Raw genomic sequence first — 21,701 nt, forward strand, 5'->3', positions numbered from 1 at the left:
GACCTGATAAAAGAATACTGAGAACCATGATGCAGTCTACGATTTCTACACTACCTCCTTACCTGAGTCTGTCGATCTGGGTGCCGATCATTTGCGGCGTCCTGGTCCTGGCTCTCGGCCGTGACAGCAAAGCGGGCTTTACCCGCTGGCTGTCGCTGGCCGGCGCGGTGCTCAGCATGCTGTGCACCTGGCCGCTGATCCAGCATTTCGACAACGCCGCGCACGGCATGCAATTCGTCGAAAAAGCGCCGTGGATCGAAACCTTCAATATCTGGTACTCGCTGGGTATCGATGGCCTGTCGCTGTGGTTCATCCCGCTGACGGCCTTCATCACGGTCATCGTCGTCATTTCGGCCTGGCAAGTGATCGAGAAGCGCATCGCCCAGTACATGGGCTCCTTCCTGATCCTGTCTGGCCTGATGATCGGCGTGTTCTGCGCGCTCGACGGCTTGCTGTTCTACTTCTTCTTTGAAGCAACCCTGATCCCGATGTTCATCATCATCGGTATCTGGGGCGGCTCGAACCGCGTGTACGCGTCGTTCAAGTTCTTCCTGTACACCTTCTTCGGTTCGCTGCTGACCCTGGTTGCGATCATTTACCTGCGCAATGTGTCGGGTACCTTCGACATCCTGGCCTGGCATGCATTCAAGCTGACGATGAACGAGCAGATCTTCATTTTCCTGGCCTTCCTGATGGCGTTTGCCGTCAAGGTGCCGATGTTCCCGGTCCATACGTGGTTGCCGGACGTCCACGTGGAAGCGCCAACGGGCGGTTCCGCCGTGCTGGCCGCCATCATGCTGAAACTGGGCGCCTACGGCTTCCTGCGTTTCTCGCTGCCGATCACGCCGGACGCCAGCCACTACCTGTCGGGTTTCATGATCGCGCTGTCGCTGATCGCCGTGATCTACATCGGTCTGGTTGCCCTGGTGCAAACCGACATGAAAAAACTGGTCGCCTATTCGTCGATCGCGCACATGGGCTTCGTGACCCTGGGCTTCTTCATGTTCAACGACATCTCGGTGCAGGGCGGTATCGTGCAGATGATCTCGCACGGCTTCATCTCCGGCGCGATGTTCCTGTGCATCGGCGTGCTGTATGACCGCATGCATACCCGTAACATCGCCGACTACGGCGGCGTCGTGAACCGCATGCCGAAATTTGCCGCCTTCTTCGTGCTGTTCTCGATGGCCAACTGCGGCTTGCCAGCCACTTCCGGCTTCGTCGGCGAGTTCATGGTGATCCTGGGCGCGGTGAAATACAACTTCTGGATCGGCTTGCTGGCTGCAACGGCACTGATCTGGGGCGCAGCGTACTCGCTGTGGATGGCCAAGCGCGTGGTGTTCGGCAAGATCAAGAACAAGCATGTGGCCGAACTGACCGATATCAACAAACGTGAATTCTTCATGCTTGCTGTACTGGCCATCGCCGTGCTCGTAATGGGTCTGTACCCAGCCCCGTTCACCGACACGATGCAAACTTCGGTTGCCGACCTGCTGCAGCATGTCGCCATCAGCAAGTTGCCTTAAATAGAAGACCGATAACATGACTAATGCACCTAATCTGGTACCGCTGTACGCGGAAATCTTTCTGCTGATCGCCACGTCGGCGCTCTTGCTGATCGATATGTTCTTGCCTGCGGCGAAGCGTTCCATCACCTACGTGCTGGCCCTGCTGACCCTGGCCGGCTGCGCCTTGCTGACCGTGGGCGACTTCAACGCGGGCACCACCGTCTACACGTTCCACAATATGTTCGTGTCGGACCCGATGTCGCAGTTGCTGAAACTGTTCTCGTACGGCGCCGTGGCGCTGACCCTGATCTATTCGCGTGCCTATGCCACCGACCGCAACATGCTGTCGGGTAACCTGGGCGGCGAGTTCTACGTGCTGGCCCTGTTTGCACTGCTGGGCCAGATGATCATGATCTCGGCCAACAACTTCCTGATCATCTACCTGGGTCTGGAACTGATGTCGCTGTCGCTGTACGCGCTGATCGCTCTGCGCCGTGACAATGCCAAGGCCACGGAAGCGGCCATGAAGTACTTCATCCTGGGCGCGCTGGCTTCCGGTTTCATGTTGTACGGTATCTCGATGCTGTACGGCGCCTCCGGCACGCTGGACCTGGGCGAACTGCGCGTGGCGCTGGAAAGCGGCAAGACCAACGGCACCATCATGGTCTTCGGCCTGGTATTCCTCGTTGCCGGCCTGGCCTTCAAACTGGGCGTCGTGCCATTCCACATGTGGGTGCCTGACGTGTATCAAGGTTCGCCGACGGCCGTGACCCTGCTGCTGGGCGGCGCGCCGAAACTGGCCGCGTTCGCCATCACCCTGCGCCTGCTGGCCGAGGGCTTGCTGCCGATGGCGCATGACTGGCAGCAAATGCTGCTGGTGCTGGCCGTGATGTCGCTGGCCATCGGTAACTTCACCGCGATCGCGCAAACCAACCTGAAGCGCATGCTGGCGTACTCGACCATCGCGCAAATGGGCTTCGTGCTGCTGGGCCTGCTGTCGGGCACCGTCGATGCACCGAACAACACCCTGAACGCGGCTGGCGCAGCCACGGCCTACGGCGCTTCGATGTACTACGTCATCACCTATGTGTTCACCACCCTGGGTACCTTCGGCGTGATCATGTTGTTGGCACGTAATGGTTTCGAAGCGGAAGAACTGGCCGACTTCAAGGGCCTGGGCAAACGCAGCCCGATCTTCGCCCTGGTGATGACCCTGTTCATGTTCTCGCTGGCCGGCGTGCCGCCGCTGATGGGCTTCATGGCCAAGTACTCGGTGCTCGCTTCCGTGCTGGCCACGGGCCAGCTGTGGCTGACCATCGCCGCCGTGCTGTTCTCGCTGATCGGCGCCTTCTACTACCTGCGCGTCGTGAAGATGATGTGGTTCGACGAGCCGACGGATTCGAATGCGCTGGTCGTGCATGGCGACATGCGCGTCGTGCTGGCACTGAACGGCGTGTTCGTCCTGGCACTGGGCGTGATGCCGAACAGCATCCTGGCGGCCTGCGCTTCGGCCATCACCAAGACCCTGGCGTCCTGACCGATGGATGTCACCGTCTCGAGCTGGCTGGTGATCGCCCTGGGCATCCTGGGCGCCAACCTGCCATTCTTTAACGAGAAACTGTTTGCCGCCGTGCCCCTGAAGCGCAGCGCGCAGGCGGAAGGCGGCAAAGGCTGGCGCAAGCCGCTGGCGCTGCGCCTGCTGGAGATGGTGATCCTGTATTTCATCGTCGGCGCCGTGGCGTTTGCGCTCGAAGCGCGTATCGGCAACGGTTTCCCGCAGACGTGGGAGTTCTACGCCATCACCGGATGCCTGTTCCTGGTGCTGGCCTTCCCCGGCTTCGTCACCCGCTACCTGCGCAAACGCCGTTAGCAGCAACGACCGAAAGCGGCGCCTCTGGCGCCGTTTTTTTTATTGAGCATAATCAATGTATGGATACTCAACGCATGGATACGAATTTGACTGAAACCAAGGTGGACGGCGAGGTCGTCTACCAGGGCGGCTTCCTGCGCGTGCAGCGCGACCGCGTGACGCTGCCCGATGGCAAGATCACGGCGCGCGAATTCATCCTGCACCCGGGCGCCGTCGTCATCCTGCCGCTGCTCGATGATGGCACGGTGCTGATGGAGCGCCAGTACCGCTACCCGCTGGAACGCGTCTTCATCGAATTCCCGGCTGGCAAGATCGACGCGGGCGAAAGCCACCTGGCCTGCGCCCGGCGCGAGTTGCTGGAAGAGACGGGCTACACGGCGACAAGCTGGCAATTCGTCTCGACCATCCACAACGCCATCGCCTACTCGGACGAGCACCTGGAACTGTTCCTGGCGCGCGGCCTCGTGGCGGGCGAACGCCGGCTCGACGACGGCGAATTCCTGGAAACCTTCACGGCGACGGTTCCCCAGTTGCTGGACTGGGTGAAGGATGGCACGATCACCGACGTGAAGACCGTCATCGGCATCTTCTGGCTCGACAAGATTACCAGTGGCGCCTGGCAAGCGGCTTGATCTTGCGCATGCGCCGGCCCGCTCTCCTGCTGCTTGCCTGTGCCAGTCTGGGTGCGCAGGCCGCGCCGCGCACGCCGTTCCAGGTGCGCTGCGAAGACACGATCAGCAAGACGGTGTCGGTGCTGACGGCGCAGCAGCATGGCTATAGCGTCGACACGCACCTGCCCTACAAGGCCTTGACGGCGATGAAGGGCGTGGCGCGCGGCAATACCTGGGTGCTGGGCCTGACGAAGACGGATTCGCAGGTGCGCATCGCGCTGGCCGGTCCCATGCTGCAGGACCCCGCCAGCGGCTACGAATGCGTGGCGCCGCAGATTACCGTGAGCCTGACGTATGCGCCCGTGGTGATCTACATCGGACGCGAGTTCCCCCCCGGCACCTGCGCGTATGATGAGATACTCGCGCACGAGCTGCGGCACATGAAAACGTATATGGAACATTTGCCGCGCGTGGAAAAGACCGTGCGCGCGGCGCTCGACAAACGCTTCGAGGCGCGTCCCCTGTACGCGCCCAGCGGCACGGCGAAGGCCGCGCTGGCGCGCGAGATCGATACGGGCTGGTTGCCGTATATCAAGGCGGAGATGCGCAAGGTGGAAATCTTGCAGGCTGCCATCGATTCGCCGCAGGAATATGCGCGCCTGGGCAAGGCGTGCAAGGGCGAGATCCAGGCTATCCTGGCAGGCAAGGCGGCGCCGGCGCAACAGAGCAAGTAGTACAGCAAGCCCAAATAAGGAGTGGCATGACAGTAACAACGAATTCCCCGCGTAATTTTGCGCTGATCCCCGCCGCGGGCGTGGGCGCGCGCATGGAGGCGGGCAGTCCCAAGCAATACCTGCCCATCGCGGGCAAGCCCATGCTGCGCCACGCGCTCGACGCCTTTCTCGCCAGCCCCCTGATCGCGCACACCTATGTGGTGGTCAGCGCGGACGATGGCGTGATCGATGCGGTGGTGCCGCAGCAGGGCGTGGACCATGGCGTGACCGTGCTGCGCTGCGGCGGCGCCACGCGCATGGAGACCATCCTGAACGCCTTGCGGGCGTTGCACGCCAGCATAGGCGCGGCCGACCAGGTGCTCGTGCACGATGCGGCGCGTCCCGGCCTGACGCCGGCGCTGATCGAAAAACTCATCCGCGAAGTGGGCGACCATGCGGCCGGCGGCTTGCTGGCCTTGCCCGTGGTCGACACGGTCAAGCGGGCCGGGCCGGCCAACGCATCGGCGCAGACCGTGCCGCGCGACGGCCTGTGGCTGGCGCAGACGCCGCAGATGTTCCGCTATGCCTTGCTGCACCGGGCCTTGTCCGAAGCCCCCGACCCGCTGGCCATCACGGACGACGCCAGCGCCGTCGAAGCGCTGGGCCTGGCGCCCAAACTGATCGAAGGCCACCCGCGCAACCTGAAGGTGACCCTGCCGCGCGACATTCACACGGCCGAGCTGTACCTGGCTAACCCTGGCATTTGAAAGAAATTCACATGAACACAAGCACTCCCGTACTCCCTTTCCGCATCGGCCAGGGCTATGACTGCCACGCGCTGGTGGAAAACCGCGACCTGATCATCGGCGGCGTGAAGATTCCCCATCATCTGGGGCTGCTCGGCCACTCCGACGCCGACGTGCTGCTGCACGCCATCACGGACGCGCTGTTCGGCGCGGCCGCGCTGGGCGATATCGGCCGTCATTTCCCCGACACGGATGCGCAATTCAAGGGCGCCGATTCGCGCACGCTGCTGCGCGAAGCCGTGCGCCGCGTGCAGGCCACCGGCTACAGCATCGGCAATGTCGACGCCACCATCATCGCCCAGCGTCCGAAGATGGCGCCGCATATCGCCGCCATGTGCGCGAACGTGGCCGAAGACCTGGGCGTGAGCGTGAGCCAGGTCAACATCAAGGCCAAGACGAATGAAAAACTGGGCTACCTGGGCCGTGAAGAAGGCATCGCGGCCGAAGCCGTGGCCTTGCTGCTGCGCGCCTGAGCGTACCCGGCAGCCTCTTGTAATGATTTCTGAGGATTAATGTTACCTGCTGTATCACCGATCGTATGAGAACGGCGGCGCGCCCGCCGTGTAATCCATGTTATTTTTAGAGGGCGGCGCGATGGCAGAAACCATCCCGGCCGCCTTTTTTCATTCAGACAGGAGAATACCGGATGCCAACGATCAAGCGCACACACCTTGCCACCGCACTGCTGCTGGGAGTCTTCGCGGCCGGCGCCATGCCCGCCCATGCCGAACTGCAAGCGACGGGCGAACCACCGGCGGCGAAACAGCAATGGAAGGCCGTCACCGTGGCCGAAGGCGTGCGCCAGCCATGGGGCATCGCCTGGCTGGGCGAGGGGCGCGCGCTGGTCACCAGCAAGCAGGGCACCTTGCATCTGCTCAATGGCAAGAGCTTCGCCGACGTGGCGCTGCAAGGCATGCCCAAAGTGTTTACGGGCGGGCAGGGCGGCCTGCTCGATATCGTCATTCATCCGCAGGATGCGGGCAAGCCGAATCCGCGCGTGTACATGACGGTGTCGACGGGCACGAATGACGCGAACCGCACGACCCTCGTGCGCGGCGTGTTCGACGGCAAGAAGGTGACGGGCATCCAGACCCTGTTCCAGGTAGCCACCGACAAGAGCGGCGGCCAGCATTTCGGTTCGCGCCTGCTGTGGCTGCCGGATGGCACTTTGCTGATGAGCGTGGCCGATGGCGGCAATCCGCCGCTGCGCATCGGCGACCGGCTGGCGCGCGAGCAGGCGCAAAACCTGGCCACGCACCAGGGTTCCATCCTGCGCCTGACGGACGAGGGCAAGCCGGCGCCCGGCAATCCCCTGGCCGCCAAGGGCGCGCTGCCGGAAATCTGGTCGTATGGCCACCGCAACGTGCAGGGACTGGCGCTCGATCCCGTTTCGGGCCGCGTGTGGGCCACCGAGCACGGTCCGTATGGCGGTGACGAGCTGAACCTGGTGGTAGCGGGCGGCAACTACGGCTGGCCGCTGCAAAGCTATGGCGCCGACTACCAAACGCATGAGCCGGTCGGCAAGCACGAGGTGGCCGGCATGCTCAATCCGAGCGTGGCCTGGGTGCCGTCGCCGGCGCCGTCGGGGCTGGCCGTCTACACGGGCGACAAGATTCCCGCCTGGCGCGGCAGCATCTTCAGCGGCGGCCTGGCGGCCAAGGATATCCGCCGCATCGCCGTCGATGCCAGCGGCAAGGTGACGGGGCAGGACCGCCTCGCCATCGGCGCGCGCGTGCGCGACGTGCGCCAGGGGCCGGACGGCTATCTGTATGCGCTGACGGATGAAGACAACGGCAAGTTGCTGCGCATCGTGGCGCAGTAACACGGCAGGCGCCGTCTTCGCTTAAGATGGCGCCTTTATTCAAGACAAGGTGGCGGCATGGCCCGTGATACTTATGCATACCGGCACGTTGCCGTCGAATCGCGCGATATCCGCGGCAAGGTGGAAATGCGTCCCGTGCCGGGCCAGGCCTTTTCGCCGGAGCTGGCCGTGCAATGCTCGCGCCGCCTGGCGGACTTGCAGCGCTATCCGCTGGGCAGTCGCTTTTTGTTGTTCGCCAAGCTGACGGACCGCCTGGGCGGCACGCCCTTCCTGTATGCGTATCACGGCGATGCGGATGTCTTGATGACGCCGGCCGAGGTGGCGAAATTCCTCGGCGAATTTCGCCGCGGCCGCATCTGACGCAGTTTGCCGCCTAGGCTTTGCAGGCTGCGGAGCCGGCTGGCGCCTGGGCGCTCGCTGCGGCCTTGCCGAAGATGGCGATCGTCAAGGCGCAGCCGAGCGCGAACAGGCCACCCACCACCATGGCGCTCGTTACGCCCAGCTGATCGACGGCCATGCCGCCGAGCAGGGCGCCGGAGGCCAGCGATACCTGCACGATGGCCACGAAGAGCGCGCTGCTGCCTTCCATCAGGTGCGGCGCCGCCTTGAACATCCACGTCTGCACGGCAATCGGCATGGCGCCGAAACCGAAGCCCCACACGGCCACCAGCAGCATGGCGGTAATGGAGTGGCTGCCGAACGCGGCCAGCGCCAGGGTGGACAGGCCCAGCACGGCGCCCGTCACCACCAGGGTCGGGCGTTCGTGGCGGCCGGCGGCCCAGCCGCCCGCAAGGTTGCCGATGAAGCCAGAGGCGCCATACACGAGCAGCATGGCGCTGACGGTGCCGGCGGCCAGGTGCGACACTTGCGTGAGGAAGGGCGCGATATACGTGTAGGCGGCGAACTGGCCCGTAAAGAGCATGGCCGTGGCGATCAGGCCCAGCCTGGCCTTGCGGATGCCGAAGATCATCGGCAGCTGGCGCAAGCGGATGGCTTGCGTGGGCGGCAGCTTGGGCAGCAACCACAGCTGGCCGATGAAGACGAGCACGGCAATGGCGCTGGCCGCGCCGAAGGCCACCCGCCAGCCCACCAACTCGCCGACCAGCGCGCCGGCCGGCACGCCCGCCACCGTGCCCAGCGAGACGCCGGCAAAGATGATGGACATGGCGCGCGACGCATGCTGCGGCGCCACCAGGCGCGGGCCGATGGCGCTGCCGATGGCCCAGAATCCGCCCACGCCCACGCCCAGCATGGCGCGTCCCAGCAGGATCGCGCCATACGACGGCGCCAGCGCCACCAGCAGGTTCGAAGCGACCAGCAGCGCCGTCAGGGCCAGCAGCACGATGCGGCGGTCAAGGCGGCCCGAGCCGATGGTGACGAAGATGGCGGCAAACGCGGCAACGATGCCGGGCGTGGTGATCATCAGGCCCGCCTGGCCCTTGCTGATGGCCAGTTCGGCCGCCATGGCCGGCAGCAGGCCGACGGGCAGGAATTCGGACGTGACGAGGGCGAAGGCGCCTATGCCGACGGATAATACGGCCAGCCACGGCGCCACGGTGGTATCGTCGCCGGCGGTGGACGTGCTTGCCTGGGCGGAGGAGTTGGGGGATGCTTGCATGATGGGTTCCTGAAAAGCCGAAAGGTTTTTAACCGGTCGGTATATAATAGCGGGAAATGGACATCGTTGTCATAATTTTTTACCGGTCGGTATGAAACTAGAAAAAACAGCTGAGGCAGGCAAGGCAAAAACGGGCCGGCCGCGTACGTTCGACGCGGACGAGGCGCTCGATTGCGCCATGAAAGTGTTCTGGGAAAAAGGCTATGAAGGCAGCTCGCTGCCCGAATTGACGAAAGCCATGGGCATGAACCGGCCCAGCCTGTATGCCGTCTTCGGCAACAAGGAGCAGCTGTTCCACAAGGCGCTCGAGCGCTACAGCGACACGCGCATGCAGTTTTTCGATGCGGCGCTGGAACAGCCGACGGCGCGCCAGGTGGTGGAAGCGTTGCTGACGCAATATGTCGATGCGCAAACCATGCCGGACGGCCCGCACGGCTGCATGGGCGTGAATGCGGCGCTCGCCTGCAGCGACGACGCCTTGCCGATCCGCGATGAATTGTTTGCGCGCCGCCTGCGCGGCGAAATCAAGCTGCGCGACCGCTTGCGGCGCGCCAGGGAAGAGGGAGATTTGCCTGCCGATTCCTGCCCGGAGCAGCAGGCGCGCTTTGTCGTGACCCTGTCGCAGGGCATGGCCATCCAGGCTGCCGCCGGGGTCTCGCGCGAGCAACTGCAGCAGATGGTCGGCTTGTTGTTGCGCAACTGGCCGCTGTAGCCGGCATTCTTACCCGGCCTGGTCGATGGTCTTGGCCAGGTCGCCGGGCGCCTTGCGCCGCCAGGCGGCCGTCAGGGCGGCGGCCAGCATGTCCAGTTCCGCATCCGCCAGGCGTACCGTGATGCCTGCCAGGCGCTCGCCCCACCACAGCTTTTCGCAGCCGGACGGCGTGATGACGGTGGCGATGTGCGCTGCTTCCGCATCGAGCAGTACGTTGATGTGCTCGTCGTCGGGCAGGGTCGCGAAGATCTTCCCGCCCACGCGGAAGGCCGGACGGTCGTGGTGTTCTTCCTCGCTCGTGTCGGGAAACGACAGTGCCAGATAGCGTAGTTCTTCCAGGTCGACCATTTCCTCTTTCCCCCTCATCGGACAGATAGCAGTGTGTATGCATTTTGCCATGCTGTTTCGCCGCGTGGTGCGGCATCATGCGAAAAGAAATGCGCGCGATGCGACAGTATCGGGCTGGTCTGTGGTGTCGCCGCGACACGCCACGCGCCGCCGCCATGGGGGCCTGGCCCTTGCGCCAGAGTGGCGGGCGGCACTTTTTCCATGCCGGGAAGGGGATTGTCAGAAAAATATCTTTCATGGTTAAAAGAAAAATACTTTTCTTCTAGGGAATTTAAGATAGAATACATTCATCGACTTACCTGACCCGTCAACTGTCTGGCCTTGTCCCGGGAACCCGAACCCTTTCCAGGACGCTTGCAGTGCCGCCATGGCACGCTGCAAGTCCGCATGATCACGCGGAAGTTCACGCCCCCGACCGCTCATCCTTGCAATTTAGCGCGCTACGCCGACACGCCTCAATGCAGCGTGTATTCAGCTCCAGCGCTCCCTGCTGCGCCCACTGAATACTTACTTACTGGATACCATCATGAAAAACTTGCCTAAACTCGCCCTGTCCCTGATCGCTGTCGGTGTGTTTGCCCACGCAAACGCCAGCACCATCACCCTGTCCACCGGCTACTCGGGCGCCGGCGCGCAAAGCTCCGCCGCCGACTACCAGTCCGTGGTGAATGCCGCCGTGGCCACGCCAGGCGCCGGCTATGGCTCGACGACGATCGCCAGCTACAATAACGTCAATAACAGCAGCCTGTTCGGCAGCGGCTCGAACATCGCCTTCAAGTCGGTGATCAACTTTGGCGTCAGCGCGGCCGATGCGGGCGCCTGGAGCTTCCGCAGCGGCGTCGACTTCGGCAAGGGCGGCGCCCTGTTCCTCGACGGCGTGGCGCTGGACTTCAAGAACAACGACATGTGGTGGGCCGGTAACTACAATAATGGCAGCCAGTTCCTCAGCGGTTCGGGCACCCTGGCGGCCGGCAACCATACCCTGAGCATTTACGGCCTGGAAGGCTGCTGCGATGGCGGCCAGCAAGTGCAGTTCAAGGCGGGCAACAACAATTTCGCCAGCTTCGGCGCCAATGACGGTTTGATCTCGGCTGTTCCTGAACCAACCACCTACGCCATGCTGCTGATCGGCCTGGGCTTGCTGGGCTTTACGGCGCGCCGCAAGCAGGAAGCCAAGTTCTAAGCTGGTATCGTCGATCTCGCCGCGCCTGACGGCGCGCGATAAAAAAAGCCCGCCGGTCTGCAAGGACACGGCGGGCTTTTTGCATGCTGGCACACCGATGCGCTTACTCGTCGCTGTCGTCCTCGTCGTCGCCCTTGGCGGATTTGCCGCGCTCGGCATCGACGGCGCGCTGCAGGCTGGCCGCATCGCGGAAGAAAGCATCCATCGTGTGATTCGGGCTCAGGCGCAAGGCGGGCGGGTAGATCGCGGACATATAGGGCTCGTCGGCCAGGCGGCCGCTGATCTGCAGGTTGCTCAGCAAAATCAGGGTCGAGCCGATGATGGCCAGCACCACGGCCACGAGGGCGAAGCGGCGCGGGTGCTGCGGCTTGATCGTGCACAAATGGTAGTAGATCATCGCGCAGACAATGACGATGAACATATGCCGTCCGTAGCGCGTCAGCGCTTCGAGCGAGAACGCGTACGCCGCCATGTTGCTGGCCAGTTCCCACACTTCCATGGCCAGCAAGCCGCAGCCGATGATGAACAGGTGGCGGCCGAAGCGCGCCACATGGCCGAACAGGCGGTTCGCCACGGCCCAGACGGATGCCCACACGAGGCCGCCGGCCAGCGCGTAGGCGATGATCATCAGGTAGGTGATCGGGTCGAAGGCTTCCGCGTCGCCGAGCCAGTTGCTGAAGGCGGCCGAGGCGCCGATCATGGCCAGGCCGGCCATGGCGGGGCGCAAGCCTTCCCAGTTGTGCATGGTGGTGTCGCCCAGTTCGGGCGCCACCGGATGGTCGCTGGCGCGCACGCGCAGCCGCGTGTGGCCCAGGCGCACGATGCTGTCGCCCGTCATGGCCACTTGCACTTGCCGCTGGCCGCGGTGGATCACGCCATTCTGGCTGCCCAGGTCGCGCAGCAGCAGGCCGCCCGCGCCGTCGTCCTCGATGACGGCGTGGCGGGCGGCCGTGTGCGCGTCGTCGAGGATGAAGTCATTGTCGTAGCCGCGGCCGATGCGGATCGGCAGGGCGGCCATGCGCTGGCGCTGCTGCACTTCGCCGTTCTCGGCGAGGATTTCGAGGTAATAGGGAGGCATCATGGCTTGCGACCGCCGGTGGTGGAGGGCGCGCGCGACAGCGCCTCGAGGAAGGTGCGCGTGACGCGCATGCCGTTGGCGTAGGACACGCCGCGCGCGTCGATGCGGCTTTGCAGGCTCATCAGTGGTGCATCGGCGCTGGCGGCCAGCAGGGCAAAGTCGTACAGGCCCGTAAACTTGCGATAGGCGCGCACGCACAGGACGGCGCGCAGGGGCAGGGTGGTGTTCTTGACGAATTGTTCGGTGCAATGGGGACCCGTCAGGTGCACGCTCTTGTAGCTGCCGAAACTTTCATTCTTGAACGAGGCGCTGGCCAGCTCGGAAAAACGCAGTGCGCCCAGTTCGTTGCTGCGCAGGAATTCGTGGCGCATCGACACTTGCCCCGTCTGCAGGGCGCCGGAGATGAAGATGGCCGATTCCATGGCGCAGCTGGTGTTGTCGAGCATATACGGCTTGTCGGACTTCACGTTGGAGCGGCCCCAGCAGCGCATCTGGTCGGATTCGCGCACGGGCACGCGGTACGGGCCCATGGCTTTCAGGCTCAAGGGCGTGTCCAGCAGGCGCGCCAGCATGACTTCCTGGTGCGCCAGCAGCTGCGCCGTCACCAGCGGCTTGAAGTCTTTCGGCGGCTTGCCCTGTTTCGCCACCTTGTCCAGCAATTGCTGGGCGTAGCGGGCGGGCACGAGGAAGCTGACCAGTTCGCCATCGAGGCGTTTCGACACGTTTACGCCGGCCACGTCGCCATTCGCGGTGACGCTGGGGCCGCCGCTCATGCCGGAATTGATCGGTCCCGTAAACATCAGCTGGTCATAGAAGCTGCGCGTGACGACGCCGTTGTACGAGCCTTCCGAAATGGCGAAGCCCAGGTCCAGCGGATTGCCCATCGAATACAGGTACTGGCCCTGCGTCAGCGGTGCCAGCTGCTCCGGCATCTTGAAGAAACCCGTGCCGTGGCGGTTTACGCGCAGCACGGCCAGGTCGTGCAGCACGTCGACGGCCAGCAATTCCACGTTGCCGCGCTGGCCGCCGGTATCCACCCATTCGCCCACATAGGTATCGGGGTCGAGCGCGAATTGCGACACGACGTGATAGTTGCTCACCACCAGGTCGCCCGTGCCGATCAAGAAGCCCGAGCCGACGGACGACTGCGTGCGGCCGTTCTTCAGCAGCACGCGCACTTGCAGGATGTCGGCGCGCGCCGCCGTGTACAGCTTTTGCGCGGCCGACGAGGGCGGCGGCAGGGCCGCATGTTCGGTGGCGGCGGGCGCGGCGGTGGCCGGCGGCGGCTTGACGGGGGGCGTGGCGGGAGCTGGGGCGGCGGGAGCCGGGGATGCCGGGGCCGCCTGTGCGCCTGCGGCGGCGCACAGGCCGGCCAGCAAGAAGGCGAAGTTAGATAATTTCATGCATCCTTTGTGCGTGAGCAGGAGCGAAGCTGGCGCGGGCCGGCGCGGCACACACGCTGCGCCGGCCCGGGCGATTACAGGGCGCCGTCTTCCAGCGCCGGCGCCGTTTCCGGCGTCATCATGTGACCGAGCTTGCTTTGCTTGGTATTCAGGTAGTGCTGGTTGAACGCATTGCGGTTGACCAGCAGCGGTACCCGTTCGGCCACCGTGATGCCCAGCGCTTCCATGGCCGCGATCTTGCGCGGGTTGTTGGTCATCAGGCGCAGGCTGTGGATGCCGAATTGCGCAAACATGGGCTTGCACAGGGTGTAGTTGCGCGCATCGGCCTTGAAGCCTAGCTGTTCATTCGCCTGCACCGTGTCGGCGCCCGCTTCCTGCAGGCGGTAGGCGCGGATCTTGTTGATCAGGCCGATGCCACGTCCTTCCTGGCGCAGGTACAGCAGGATGCCGCGGCCTTCCTCGGCGATGCGTTTCAGCGCGCCTTCGAGCTGGGCGCCGCAGTCGCAGCGCTGCGAAAACAGCACGTCGCCCGTCAGGCACTCGGAATGCACGCGCGCCAGCACGGGGTCGCCATTGCCGATATCGCCCAGCACCATGGCCAGGTGTTCCTTGCCCGTGGCGTGCTCGACAAAGGCGTGCAGGGTGAACTGGGCCCACGGCGTCGGCAGTGCGCAGGAAGTCGTGTAATCCAATTCGCCTGTCGCCAGGATGTCTGCGCCGCTTTGCATGGTTGTGCTCATATAAGTAATTGTCAAAAATAAAAGGCGCGCGACACCACTCCGGTGCCGGCGCGCCTTGCCATCATACCAAAAAGCAGGGAAACGTTTTCCCTGGCTGCCATTCGGTGCTTGCAATGTCTGGTGATGGGCCTTACTTAGGGGCACTTCATTGTTTTACAAGGTGGATGGCGGGCCTCGTCCGTCGCCTGCCGCCGCCAGTGCGCGCAAGCGGCAATGGCGGCACAGGCACACGCAAGGCATGGACCATCAGCTGCCGATGCGTCCGCCGTCGTTCTTGGTGATCACGATGGTGGCCGAGCGCGGCCGCTTGCCGGCGCCATAGCCCGCGTTGGCCGGCCACTGGCTCGTGTACTTCGACGGGTCGCCGATATTCGCCAGCGACGTGGTTTCGCCCGGATGCTGGATGTTGATGAACATGGTCTTGCCATCGGGCGTTTCGCTGATGCCCGTGATTTCCGAGCCGACCGGCCCCACCAGGAAGCGCTTGAGCGTGTCGGCCGTGGGTTTCTTGCCGATGAAGGTGTCGACCGCCAGGTTGCCGCCGGCCGCCGTGGCGTAGTTCAGCGTGGACTTGGCGCCATCGCCGACCTTGCCCGGGATGGCCGCCAGCATCATGCAGTTGGTGACGTCCGTGTACGCGCCATCGTCGGTCTGGATCCAGCAGATGCCGGTGTAGGGGCTGAATGCCAGGCCGTCCGGGCTCGAGAAATCCTGGTCGGCCGTCAGGTTCGACAGGTTGATCTTGCTGGCGTCGGCGCCGCTCTCGGCGCCAAACAGGTAGACATCCCAGGTAAAGCTGGTGGCCGCGGCCGCACCCGTGCCTTCCTTGAAGCGGATGATATGGCCGTTCGGATTGCCGTTCTGCGCGCTGCTGCCCTTCATGTCCGTGTAGGCGCGCGGGTTGGCGCTGTCCGGCGCCAGCTGCGACGAGCCGCTCGGATTGACGGTGCGGTTCGAATTGTTGGTCAGCGTGTAGTAGATCTCGCCATTGGCCGGGTTGACCGAGCACCATTCCGGGCGGTCCATCTTCGTCGCGCCCACGGCGTCGGCCGCCAGGCGGGCGTTGACCAGCACGTCGGCCAGGTCGGCGAACTTGTAGGCGCCGTAAGCCTGGATCAGCGCGTTCGACATGGCCAGCTCGATCCACTGGCCCGTGCCGTCGGCGGCCAGCTTGGCCACGTACAGCTTGCCCGAGTCGAGGTATTTGTCGCCGGTGGCGATGCGGTCGGCCGGGTTGGCATCGGCGGCGGCCCAGACGGCCGCCGAGACGAACTTGTAGATGTATTCGTTGCGCGAATCGTCGCCCATGTAGACGGCCAGCTGCTGGCCCACGGCCGGCACGCTGAAGGCGGCGCTTTCGTGCGCGTAGCGGCCCAGCGCCGTGCGCTTGCGGATGGGGCGGGTCTTGTCGTACGGGTCCATCTCGACGATGTAGCCCATGCCGTTCAATTCATTGCGGTAGTCGTCGCTGCCGTTGGCCGAGGCGCCAATCTTGCTCAGGTTCCAGCGCGCGTACTTGTCGTCGCTGCCGCCCGTTTCCCAGCCGTGGCGCGAGGCGCCGCCCTGGCTGCGGCCATAGCGGTTCAGCGAAGCGACGGACTTGTCGCCGCGCGCGGCGTTGTCGCTGGCCGAGCGCGTGAAGTAGCCGGCCCAGTTTTCTTCGCCGGAGAGGTAGCTGCCCCATGGCGATTTGCCCGTGCCGCAGTTGTTGATGGTGCCGCGCGTCTTGGTGCCGGTCGGCGAATACTTGGTCACCATCAGGGCGTTGCCGCGTGCCGGGCCGGAGATCTCGATGTCCGTCAGCGGCGTGACGCGGCGGTTGAACGCGGAATCGTTGACGGTGGCCCAGGTGCTGCCCGTCTTCTTCACTTCGACCACGCTCAGGCCGTGGACGGCCACTTCCTTGTCGACTTCGGCGGCGGGGCGCGGCAGCGAGGTGGTGCCGCCGTTCACGTGCAGGAAGTGCGAGGACAGTTTTTCGTCCGTGGTCGCTTCGTGGTTCATCGCCAGCAAGCCCCGTTCGGCGCCGGACGCCAGCGGCGCGCCGGCGGCGGAGAGGCCGTAGTATTCCATGCCGTCGTGGTGGTCGCCGGCGCGGTTGTCGAAATCGGTGTCGGTGCCGTCGTTCTTGTAGGCCGGGGTGGCCGCGCGCAGCGAGTCGCCCAGCGCATACAGGGCCGTGGCCGTGTAGCCGGCCGGCACCGACACGACGTCGGCCAGGCTTTTCGGCACGGCGGTAAACGCCAGCAGTTTTTCGGGCGTCGGCGTCGGCGTGACGGCGACCGCATCGCTGCCGCCGCCGCAAGCGGACAGGCCCATCGAACCCATGACGGCGGTAGCGGCCGTGACGGCGCTGCCGCGCAGCCAGTTGCGGCGGCTCAGGCGGGCGTTCAGGATGCTGTTGAAGTGGTTGTCGTGGGACGCGTTGCTGTCAATGTCGTTCAGATCGGTGGCGCGGATGGCCAGATCGTTGGGCTTGTTCATGGGCTGCGATGTCCTGTGGTTGCGTGATTAAATGGCAACCGCATGATAGTCAGTGTATGTGACAGCGCCGTGTCAGTTTGATGACGGTAAGGTGACAGGCTGCCGGCCGGGCGGGCCGCGTCCGTGACGGCCCCGTTCGATCCGGCAGCCCGGCGCTTACCTGGCCTGGCGAAAACCGCGTTCCACCAGCAAGAGCATGCCGCCGAAGATGGACAGATTCTTCAGGAAGTTCGTCAGCTGGTCCTGGAAGTGGGCCGCATCGGCGCTCCAGAAGGCGTGGAAGATCACGGTGGTCGGGATCAGGAACAGCGCCAGGGCCAGCGCCGCCCAGCGCGCCTGCCAGCCTGTGATCAGCAGCAAGCCGCCACCCACTTCCAGCGCGATCACGGCGACCAGCAGGATATTTGCCAGCGGCAAGCCCTGGCTGGCCATGTAGCCGGCCACGCCCGCAAAGCCGCCGATTTTCAGCAAGCCCGAGACAAAGAACAGCACGCCAAGGGCGGCGCGGCCGACGGGGTACAGCAGATCGGTGTTATTTTTCATGGTAGTCCAGTTGTTTTTATCACGATGTGAGGTCGATGTGCGGCGCCTGGCCCAACCGTAGCGGGCATCGCAGGGTGCGATGCGCAGCAGGTTTGGCCTGGTACCATCATTTAGGCAAGTCGAACAGCAGGAATTCCGCGTCTTCCGCCTGGGTCACTGTCACGGCCGCTTCCTGCGTCAGCTTCAGCGCATCGCCCGCCTTCAAGGCCACGCCATTGACCGCCAGGCTGCCGCGGATCAGGTGCACATAGGCGCAGCGGCCGTCTTCCAGCGCGTGTTCCAGCTGCTCGCCTTCCTGCAGGATGCTGGCGTAGATGGCCGCGTCCTGGTGGATCAGCACGGAACCCTGGCGGCCGTCGCCCGAGGCGATCAGGCGCAGCTTGCCCCGTTTGCTGTCTGGCGAAAAATGCTTCTCTTCATAGCTGGGGGCAATGCCCGTCATGTTCGGCTGTATCCAGATCTGCAGGAAGTGCAGGCCGTCCGTGTTGGAATGGTTGAACTCGCTGTGACGCACGCCGCTGCCGGCGCTCATGCGCTGCACGTCGCCGTAGTGCAGGACGGAACCGGTGCCCATGCTGTCCTTGTGTTCGAGCGCGCCGTCGAGCACGTACGAAATGATTTCCATGTCGCGGTGGCCGTGCGTGCCGAAACCCTGGCCTGGCGTGACCCGGTCTTCATTGATCACCAGCAGCGGGCCAAATCCCATGTGTTTCGGATCGTGATAGCTGCCGAAGGAAAAGCTGTGGTGGGAATTGAGCCAGCCGTGGTTGGCGGCGCCGCGTTCTTCGCTATGACGAATCTGTAACATGGTGGACTCCGTTTCTATAAGTTAATGTGCGATAATTTCGAAGGTTGCTTGTGCGGTGACTGCCGTGGCACCTTTGCTGCCCTTCGCTGTACGATGGAGAAAGTATAGGCCCGTCAGCCGAGAAAGAAAAACGGAAAATCTACCACCTTATGATCGAAAAAATCGAATGTTAAGACTGAGCCTGGAAGCCCTGCAAATCGTCGACGCCATCGACCGCCGCGGATCGTTCTCGTCGGCCGGCAAGGAGTTGCATAAAGTCCCGTCCACCATTTCCTACACGGTGGCCAAGCTGGAGGATGACCTGGGCGTGCAGGTATTCCAGCGCAATGGCCCGAAAGTCGTGCTGACGGCGGCCGGCCAGGAATTGCTGAAGGAAGGGCGCTACCTGCTGAAGGCGGCGCAGGACCTCGAGCACCGCGTGCGCCGCGTGGCCTCGGGCTGGGAGACGGAACTGGCCATCGGCATCGATTCCATGTTTTCCACCGTGGCCCTGGCCGAGGACGTGCGCGCCTTTTACGGCGTGGCGCAGCAGACGCGCTTGCGCCTGGCGCAAGATACGCTGTCGGGCACGTGGGAAGCGCTGCTGGACCGCCGCGTCGACTTGCTGGTGGGCGCGCCCGGCGACGGGCCGGCCGGTGGCGGCTATATCGCGCAGCCGATCGGCATGCTCGATTTCGTCTTTGCCGTGGCGCCCACGCACCCGCTGGCGCTGCTGCCCGGACCGCTGTCGCGCGGCGACCTGCAGCATCACCGCGCCGTCGTGGTGGCCGATTCGGCGCGCCAGATGGCGCCGCGCACGGTGGGCCTGCTGCTGGGACAAGATGCCTTGAGCGTGCCGAACATGCAGGTCAAGTTCGACTACCAGGTACTGGGGCTGGGCTTCGGCTTCCTGCCGGGACCATGCGCGCGGGCCGCCATCGCGCGCGGCCTGCTGGTGGAAAAAGCCGTGGAAGAGCCGAAACCGTCGGAAACGTTTTACCTGGCCTGGCGCGTCGGCGAGGATGGTGCCGCGCTGCGCTGGTGGATGGCGCGCATGCGCGAACCGGACGTGTTCGCCCGCCTGGCGCAGCATTTGCCGGGGCGTGCCTGAACGGCACGCTGGCGGGCTTGTGTCATTCTGTCATGCTTGCAAAATGTTGACATAAGCCAACATTTTCAGGTTACCATATTCATAGTATAAAGATAGTATTCCTGCCCGACCTCCATGCCCCATAGTGGGATTTTGATGATTACACAGACCGCAGCGCCCCTGATATGTTCCCCCGACCTGGTTCACGCGCGGGGTTGCCGTGCTTGAGGCGAAAGTCGCGCTGTGCCTGCGCCTGGCCCAGGATGCCCGCGAGCAGGCCGGCCCGCAGCAGGCCGCCACCCTGGCGCGCCTGCAGGATGAACTGGAGCGCTTGCGCGGCGCCAGCCGCCCCGTGGTGCGCGTGGCGCCGGCCGATGCCTTGCTGGAAATCGACCCCGACGGTTTCCTGATCGGCTGGAACCATGGCGCCGAACAGATGTTCGGCTATTCCGAGCTGGAGGCGCTGGGCCAGCACATCCTGTTCCTGTACCCGGAAGACGATGCGGAAGCGAGCGTGCTGGAGCTGCATTTCACGCAGGGCGACGTGGCCACCGATGTGCGGCGGCGCAAGAAGTCGGGCATGGTGACGTGGCTGCGCATGCACCGCCACGTGATCCACGACCAGGTGGGCAAGGCCTGCGGCATGGCCGTGCGCCTGTCGGCCATGAGCGAGCCGCTGTCCGACGTCGACAAGGTGAAGCTGCACGCGCGCATCATCGAAGACAGCGAGCAGGGCGTCCTGATCACGGATGCGGAAGAGCGCATCGTCTCGATCAACAGCTCATTTTCCCGCATCACCGGCTATTCGCCGGCCGAAGCCATCGGCCGCACGCCGGACTTGCTGCGCTCGGGCGTGCACGACCCCGATTTCCGCGCCAAGGTGCGCGCCGCCATGCGCGGCCACGGCTCGTGGCGCGGCGAGATCATCGGCAAGCGCAAGAATGGCGAGCTGTTTCCGCAAGACGTCACCATCAGCGTCGTGCGCGACGAGTTCGGCGAAATCAGCCACGTGTTCTCCCTGTTTTCCGATATCTCCGTGCACAAGGATGCCGAGGCGCGCATGCAGCGCATGGCCAACTACGACAGCCTGACGGGCTTGCCCAACCGCTGCCTGCTGAACCAGCTGGTCGACCAGGGCCTGGCCGAAGCGAAGCGCCAGGGCACGCATGGCGCGCTGATGGTCATCGACATCAGCCGCCTCGGCTCCATCAGCGATACCCTCGGCCATGAAGTGGGCGACCAGCTGGTGATCGCCATCGGCCAGCTGTTCCGTGGCGCCCTGCGCGACGCGGACATCCTGGCGCGCGTCGACAACAACAAGTTCGTCGTGGCCCTGCTGCATATCGAAAAGCGCGAGCATGCGGCAAATGTCGCGCAAAAACTGCTGAACCTGCTCGAAGCGCCCATCACCATCGAAACGCACGCCTTGCACGTGGGCGCCAGCATCGGCATCACCGTGTATCCGGAAGACGGCCTGGAAGCGCCGGCCCTGTTCCGCTTTGCCGACGTGGCCGTGGCCAAGGCGGGGCAGACGATCGAATCGACCTTCCTGTTTTACCGCGAAGACATGAACCGGCGCGCCAAGGAACATCTGCGCCTGGAAAGCGAAATGCGGCTGGCGCTGGGCGACAAGGAGCTGGAACTGCATTACCAGCCGAAGGTGAGCCTGGCCAGCGGGCGCATCGTGGGCGCGGAAGCCTTGCTGCGCTGGAAGCATCCGATGCGCGGCATGGTCTCGCCCGGCCTCTTCATTCCCGTCGCCGAGGAAACCAGCTTGATCCTGGAACTGGGCACCTGGGTGCTGGACGAGGCTTGCCGCCAGATCCGCAGCTGGGAAGACCGTGGCCTGCACATGCCGGCCATCGCCGTCAACCTGTCGGCGCGCCAGTTCGACGAGCAGTTGCCGGCGCGCATAGCGGCCGTGCTCGAGCGCTACCAGGTGCGGCCCGACCAGATCATGCTGGAAATCACGGAAAGCCTGCTGATGCGCGGCGCCGACAAGGTCATCGACATCATGAACCAGCTGGTGGCCATGGGCCTGGCGCTGGCGCTCGACGACTTCGGCACCGGCTATTCCAGCCTCGCGTATCTGAAAAAATTCCCGATCAGCACCCTGAAAATCGACCGCTCGTTCGTCATCGGCTTGCCGTTCGAGGAAAACGACTGCGCCATCGCGCGCGCCATCGTCACCATGGCGCAGCAGCTGCGCCAGGAAATCGTCGCGGAAGGCGTGGAAACGGCCGAACAGATGCGCTTCTTGCGCGAACTCGGCTGCGACCAGCTGCAAGGCTATCTGTTCAGCCCGGCGGTGCCGGCGGCCGAATTCGAGCTGATGCTGGGCGAGGGCAGGCAGCTGCGGCTGGAAGCGGTGGCCTAGCGGCGCTC

General features: G+C 64.3%; 22 protein-coding genes. 13 read left to right on the top strand and 9 right to left on the bottom strand.

All coding sequences use genetic code 11. The features are described 5' to 3' along the window. The first annotated feature begins 26 nt into the window (after positions 1–26). From YQ44_RS07205 to YQ44_RS07245, 9 genes are all read left to right on the top strand, one after another. The gene (locus tag YQ44_RS07205; RefSeq protein ID WP_071322791.1) at positions 27–1,526 is read left to right on the top strand and encodes an NADH-quinone oxidoreductase subunit M; all 1,500 of its coding nucleotides are present in this window, start codon (positions 27–29) and stop codon (positions 1,524–1,526) included. Between the two features lie 16 nt (positions 1,527–1,542). After that, positions 1,543–3,045 (top strand): NADH-quinone oxidoreductase subunit NuoN, encoded by a 1,503-nt coding sequence (gene nuoN, locus YQ44_RS07210; RefSeq protein WP_071322792.1) that lies wholly within the window; start codon positions 1,543–1,545, stop codon positions 3,043–3,045. A 3-nt stretch (positions 3,046–3,048) separates the two neighbouring features. Then, the gene (locus YQ44_RS07215; protein WP_071322793.1) at positions 3,049–3,378 is read left to right on the top strand and encodes a DUF2818 family protein; all 330 of its coding nucleotides are present in this window, start codon (positions 3,049–3,051) and stop codon (positions 3,376–3,378) included. Positions 3,379–3,452: 74 nt separating this feature from the next. Beyond that, positions 3,453–4,010 (top strand): NUDIX domain-containing protein, encoded by a 558-nt coding sequence (locus YQ44_RS07220; RefSeq protein WP_071322794.1) that lies wholly within the window; start codon positions 3,453–3,455, stop codon positions 4,008–4,010. Positions 4,011–4,018: 8 nt separating this feature from the next. Further along, positions 4,019–4,723 (top strand): hypothetical protein, encoded by a 705-nt coding sequence (locus tag YQ44_RS07225; protein ID WP_071326315.1) that lies wholly within the window; start codon positions 4,019–4,021, stop codon positions 4,721–4,723. A gap of 26 nt (positions 4,724–4,749) precedes the next feature. After that, positions 4,750–5,469, top strand: a complete 720-nt coding sequence (gene ispD, locus YQ44_RS07230) for a 2-C-methyl-D-erythritol 4-phosphate cytidylyltransferase (RefSeq protein WP_071322795.1) — start codon at positions 4,750–4,752, stop codon at positions 5,467–5,469. An 11-nt stretch (positions 5,470–5,480) separates the two neighbouring features. Further along, entirely contained in the window at positions 5,481–5,981 is a 501-nt protein-coding gene (gene ispF, locus YQ44_RS07235; protein ID WP_071322796.1) for a 2-C-methyl-D-erythritol 2,4-cyclodiphosphate synthase, read from the top strand. A 173-nt stretch (positions 5,982–6,154) separates the two neighbouring features. After that, positions 6,155–7,330 (top strand): PQQ-dependent sugar dehydrogenase, encoded by a 1,176-nt coding sequence (locus YQ44_RS07240; RefSeq protein WP_071322797.1) that lies wholly within the window; start codon positions 6,155–6,157, stop codon positions 7,328–7,330. A 57-nt stretch (positions 7,331–7,387) separates the two neighbouring features. Further along, positions 7,388–7,690, top strand: a complete 303-nt coding sequence (locus tag YQ44_RS07245; RefSeq protein WP_071322798.1) for a hypothetical protein — start codon at positions 7,388–7,390, stop codon at positions 7,688–7,690. A gap of 13 nt (positions 7,691–7,703) precedes the next feature. Here YQ44_RS07245 and YQ44_RS07250 read toward each other — a convergent pair whose 3' ends face one another. Beyond that, positions 7,704–8,948 carry an MFS transporter gene (locus YQ44_RS07250; RefSeq protein WP_071322799.1) on the bottom strand — a complete coding sequence of 415 codons (1,245 nt, stop codon included), beginning with the start codon at positions 8,946–8,948 and terminating at the stop codon, positions 7,704–7,706. Positions 8,949–9,039: 91 nt separating this feature from the next. Between YQ44_RS07250 and YQ44_RS07255 the strand changes: the two genes are divergently transcribed. Further along, positions 9,040–9,660 (top strand): TetR/AcrR family transcriptional regulator, encoded by a 621-nt coding sequence (locus tag YQ44_RS07255; protein WP_071322800.1) that lies wholly within the window; start codon positions 9,040–9,042, stop codon positions 9,658–9,660. A 9-nt stretch (positions 9,661–9,669) separates the two neighbouring features. Here the strand turns inward: YQ44_RS07255 and YQ44_RS07260 are convergent, their stop codons facing one another. Together YQ44_RS07260 and YQ44_RS28715 are read right to left on the bottom strand one after the other, a co-directional pair. Further along, on the bottom strand, positions 9,670–10,008 hold the full coding sequence (locus YQ44_RS07260; RefSeq protein ID WP_071322801.1) for an MmcQ/YjbR family DNA-binding protein: 339 nt from the start codon (positions 10,006–10,008) through the stop codon (positions 9,670–9,672). Positions 10,009–10,022: 14 nt separating this feature from the next. Continuing rightward, positions 10,023–10,295, bottom strand: coding sequence for a hypothetical protein (locus YQ44_RS28715; RefSeq protein WP_156894719.1), 273 nt, complete (start codon positions 10,293–10,295; stop codon positions 10,023–10,025). Between the two features lie 239 nt (positions 10,296–10,534). Between YQ44_RS28715 and YQ44_RS07265 the strand changes: the two genes are divergently transcribed. Next, on the top strand, positions 10,535–11,191 hold the full coding sequence (locus YQ44_RS07265) for a CCXG family PEP-CTERM protein (protein ID WP_071322802.1): 657 nt from the start codon (positions 10,535–10,537) through the stop codon (positions 11,189–11,191). A 103-nt stretch (positions 11,192–11,294) separates the two neighbouring features. Here YQ44_RS07265 and YQ44_RS07270 read toward each other — a convergent pair whose 3' ends face one another. The 6 genes from YQ44_RS07270 to YQ44_RS07295 all read right to left on the bottom strand — a co-directional run bounded on the left by YQ44_RS07270 (position 11,295) and on the right by YQ44_RS07295 (position 18,247). After that, a complete protein-coding gene (locus YQ44_RS07270; protein ID WP_071322803.1) occupies positions 11,295–12,272 on the bottom strand; it encodes an FHA domain-containing protein in 978 nt (325 codons plus the stop codon). Then, a complete protein-coding gene (locus tag YQ44_RS07275; RefSeq protein WP_071322804.1) occupies positions 12,269–13,672 on the bottom strand; it encodes a S1 family peptidase in 1,404 nt (467 codons plus the stop codon). The genes YQ44_RS07270 and YQ44_RS07275 overlap by 4 nt, the downstream gene beginning before the upstream one ends. A 74-nt stretch (positions 13,673–13,746) precedes the next feature. Beyond that, positions 13,747–14,400, bottom strand: coding sequence for a GTP cyclohydrolase II (ribA, locus tag YQ44_RS07280; protein ID WP_071322805.1), 654 nt, complete (start codon positions 14,398–14,400; stop codon positions 13,747–13,749). A gap of 258 nt (positions 14,401–14,658) precedes the next feature. Beyond that, on the bottom strand, positions 14,659–16,896 hold the full coding sequence (locus tag YQ44_RS07285) for a PhoX family protein (protein ID WP_071322806.1): 2,238 nt from the start codon (positions 16,894–16,896) through the stop codon (positions 14,659–14,661). Between the two features lie 156 nt (positions 16,897–17,052). Further along, positions 17,053–17,439: a DoxX family protein gene (locus YQ44_RS07290; protein ID WP_071322807.1), complete on the bottom strand. Its 387-nt coding sequence runs from the start codon at positions 17,437–17,439 to the stop codon at positions 17,053–17,055. A gap of 106 nt (positions 17,440–17,545) precedes the next feature. Next, positions 17,546–18,247, bottom strand: coding sequence for a pirin family protein (locus tag YQ44_RS07295; RefSeq protein ID WP_071322808.1), 702 nt, complete (start codon positions 18,245–18,247; stop codon positions 17,546–17,548). 166 nt (positions 18,248–18,413) lie between these two features. On the opposite strand from YQ44_RS07295, the gene YQ44_RS07300 reads away from it, so the two are divergent. Continuing rightward, positions 18,414–19,337, top strand: a complete 924-nt coding sequence (locus YQ44_RS07300; RefSeq protein WP_071322809.1) for a LysR family transcriptional regulator — start codon at positions 18,414–18,416, stop codon at positions 19,335–19,337. Positions 19,338–19,536: 199 nt separating this feature from the next. Beyond that, positions 19,537–21,693 (top strand): putative bifunctional diguanylate cyclase/phosphodiesterase, encoded by a 2,157-nt coding sequence (locus tag YQ44_RS07305; protein WP_071322810.1) that lies wholly within the window; start codon positions 19,537–19,539, stop codon positions 21,691–21,693. Positions 21,694–21,701 lie beyond the last annotated feature (8 nt).

Origin of the sequence: Janthinobacterium sp. 1_2014MBL_MicDiv (assembly GCF_001865675.1) — a bacterium.
Taxonomy (GTDB): domain Bacteria; phylum Pseudomonadota; class Gammaproteobacteria; order Burkholderiales; family Burkholderiaceae_D; genus Janthinobacterium.

What these genes read in the sequence shown, in the direction of transcription:
- YQ44_RS07270 (WP_071322803.1), bottom strand. Translation starts at nt 12,272, where the DNA reads ATGATGCCTCCCTATTACCTCGAAATCCTCGCCGAGAACGGCGAAGTG.
- YQ44_RS07260 (WP_071322801.1), bottom strand. Translation starts at nt 10,008, where the DNA reads ATGGTCGACCTGGAAGAACTACGCTATCTGGCACTGTCGTTTCCCGAC.
- YQ44_RS07225 (WP_071326315.1), top strand. Translation starts at nt 4,019, where the DNA reads ATGCGCCGGCCCGCTCTCCTGCTGCTTGCCTGTGCCAGTCTGGGTGCG.
- YQ44_RS07245 (WP_071322798.1), top strand. Translation starts at nt 7,388, where the DNA reads ATGGCCCGTGATACTTATGCATACCGGCACGTTGCCGTCGAATCGCGC.
- YQ44_RS07290 (WP_071322807.1), bottom strand. Translation starts at nt 17,439, where the DNA reads ATGAAAAATAACACCGATCTGCTGTACCCCGTCGGCCGCGCCGCCCTT.
- YQ44_RS07285 (WP_071322806.1), bottom strand. Translation starts at nt 16,896, where the DNA reads ATGAACAAGCCCAACGATCTGGCCATCCGCGCCACCGATCTGAACGAC.
- YQ44_RS07265 (WP_071322802.1), top strand. Translation starts at nt 10,535, where the DNA reads ATGAAAAACTTGCCTAAACTCGCCCTGTCCCTGATCGCTGTCGGTGTG.
- YQ44_RS07250 (WP_071322799.1), bottom strand. Translation starts at nt 8,948, where the DNA reads ATGCAAGCATCCCCCAACTCCTCCGCCCAGGCAAGCACGTCCACCGCC.
- YQ44_RS07255 (WP_071322800.1), top strand. Translation starts at nt 9,040, where the DNA reads ATGAAACTAGAAAAAACAGCTGAGGCAGGCAAGGCAAAAACGGGCCGG.
- YQ44_RS07220 (WP_071322794.1), top strand. Translation starts at nt 3,453, where the DNA reads ATGGATACGAATTTGACTGAAACCAAGGTGGACGGCGAGGTCGTCTAC.
- YQ44_RS07300 (WP_071322809.1), top strand. Translation starts at nt 18,414, where the DNA reads ATGTTAAGACTGAGCCTGGAAGCCCTGCAAATCGTCGACGCCATCGAC.
- YQ44_RS07240 (WP_071322797.1), top strand. Translation starts at nt 6,155, where the DNA reads ATGCCAACGATCAAGCGCACACACCTTGCCACCGCACTGCTGCTGGGA.
- YQ44_RS28715 (WP_156894719.1), bottom strand. Translation starts at nt 10,295, where the DNA reads ATGTATTCTATCTTAAATTCCCTAGAAGAAAAGTATTTTTCTTTTAAC.
- YQ44_RS07205 (WP_071322791.1), top strand. Translation starts at nt 27, where the DNA reads ATGATGCAGTCTACGATTTCTACACTACCTCCTTACCTGAGTCTGTCG.
- ribA (WP_071322805.1), bottom strand. Translation starts at nt 14,400, where the DNA reads ATGCAAAGCGGCGCAGACATCCTGGCGACAGGCGAATTGGATTACACG.
- ispD (WP_071322795.1), top strand. Translation starts at nt 4,750, where the DNA reads ATGACAGTAACAACGAATTCCCCGCGTAATTTTGCGCTGATCCCCGCC.
- YQ44_RS07275 (WP_071322804.1), bottom strand. Translation starts at nt 13,672, where the DNA reads ATGAAATTATCTAACTTCGCCTTCTTGCTGGCCGGCCTGTGCGCCGCC.
- ispF (WP_071322796.1), top strand. Translation starts at nt 5,481, where the DNA reads ATGAACACAAGCACTCCCGTACTCCCTTTCCGCATCGGCCAGGGCTAT.
- YQ44_RS07295 (WP_071322808.1), bottom strand. Translation starts at nt 18,247, where the DNA reads ATGTTACAGATTCGTCATAGCGAAGAACGCGGCGCCGCCAACCACGGC.
- nuoN (WP_071322792.1), top strand. Translation starts at nt 1,543, where the DNA reads ATGACTAATGCACCTAATCTGGTACCGCTGTACGCGGAAATCTTTCTG.
- YQ44_RS07215 (WP_071322793.1), top strand. Translation starts at nt 3,049, where the DNA reads ATGGATGTCACCGTCTCGAGCTGGCTGGTGATCGCCCTGGGCATCCTG.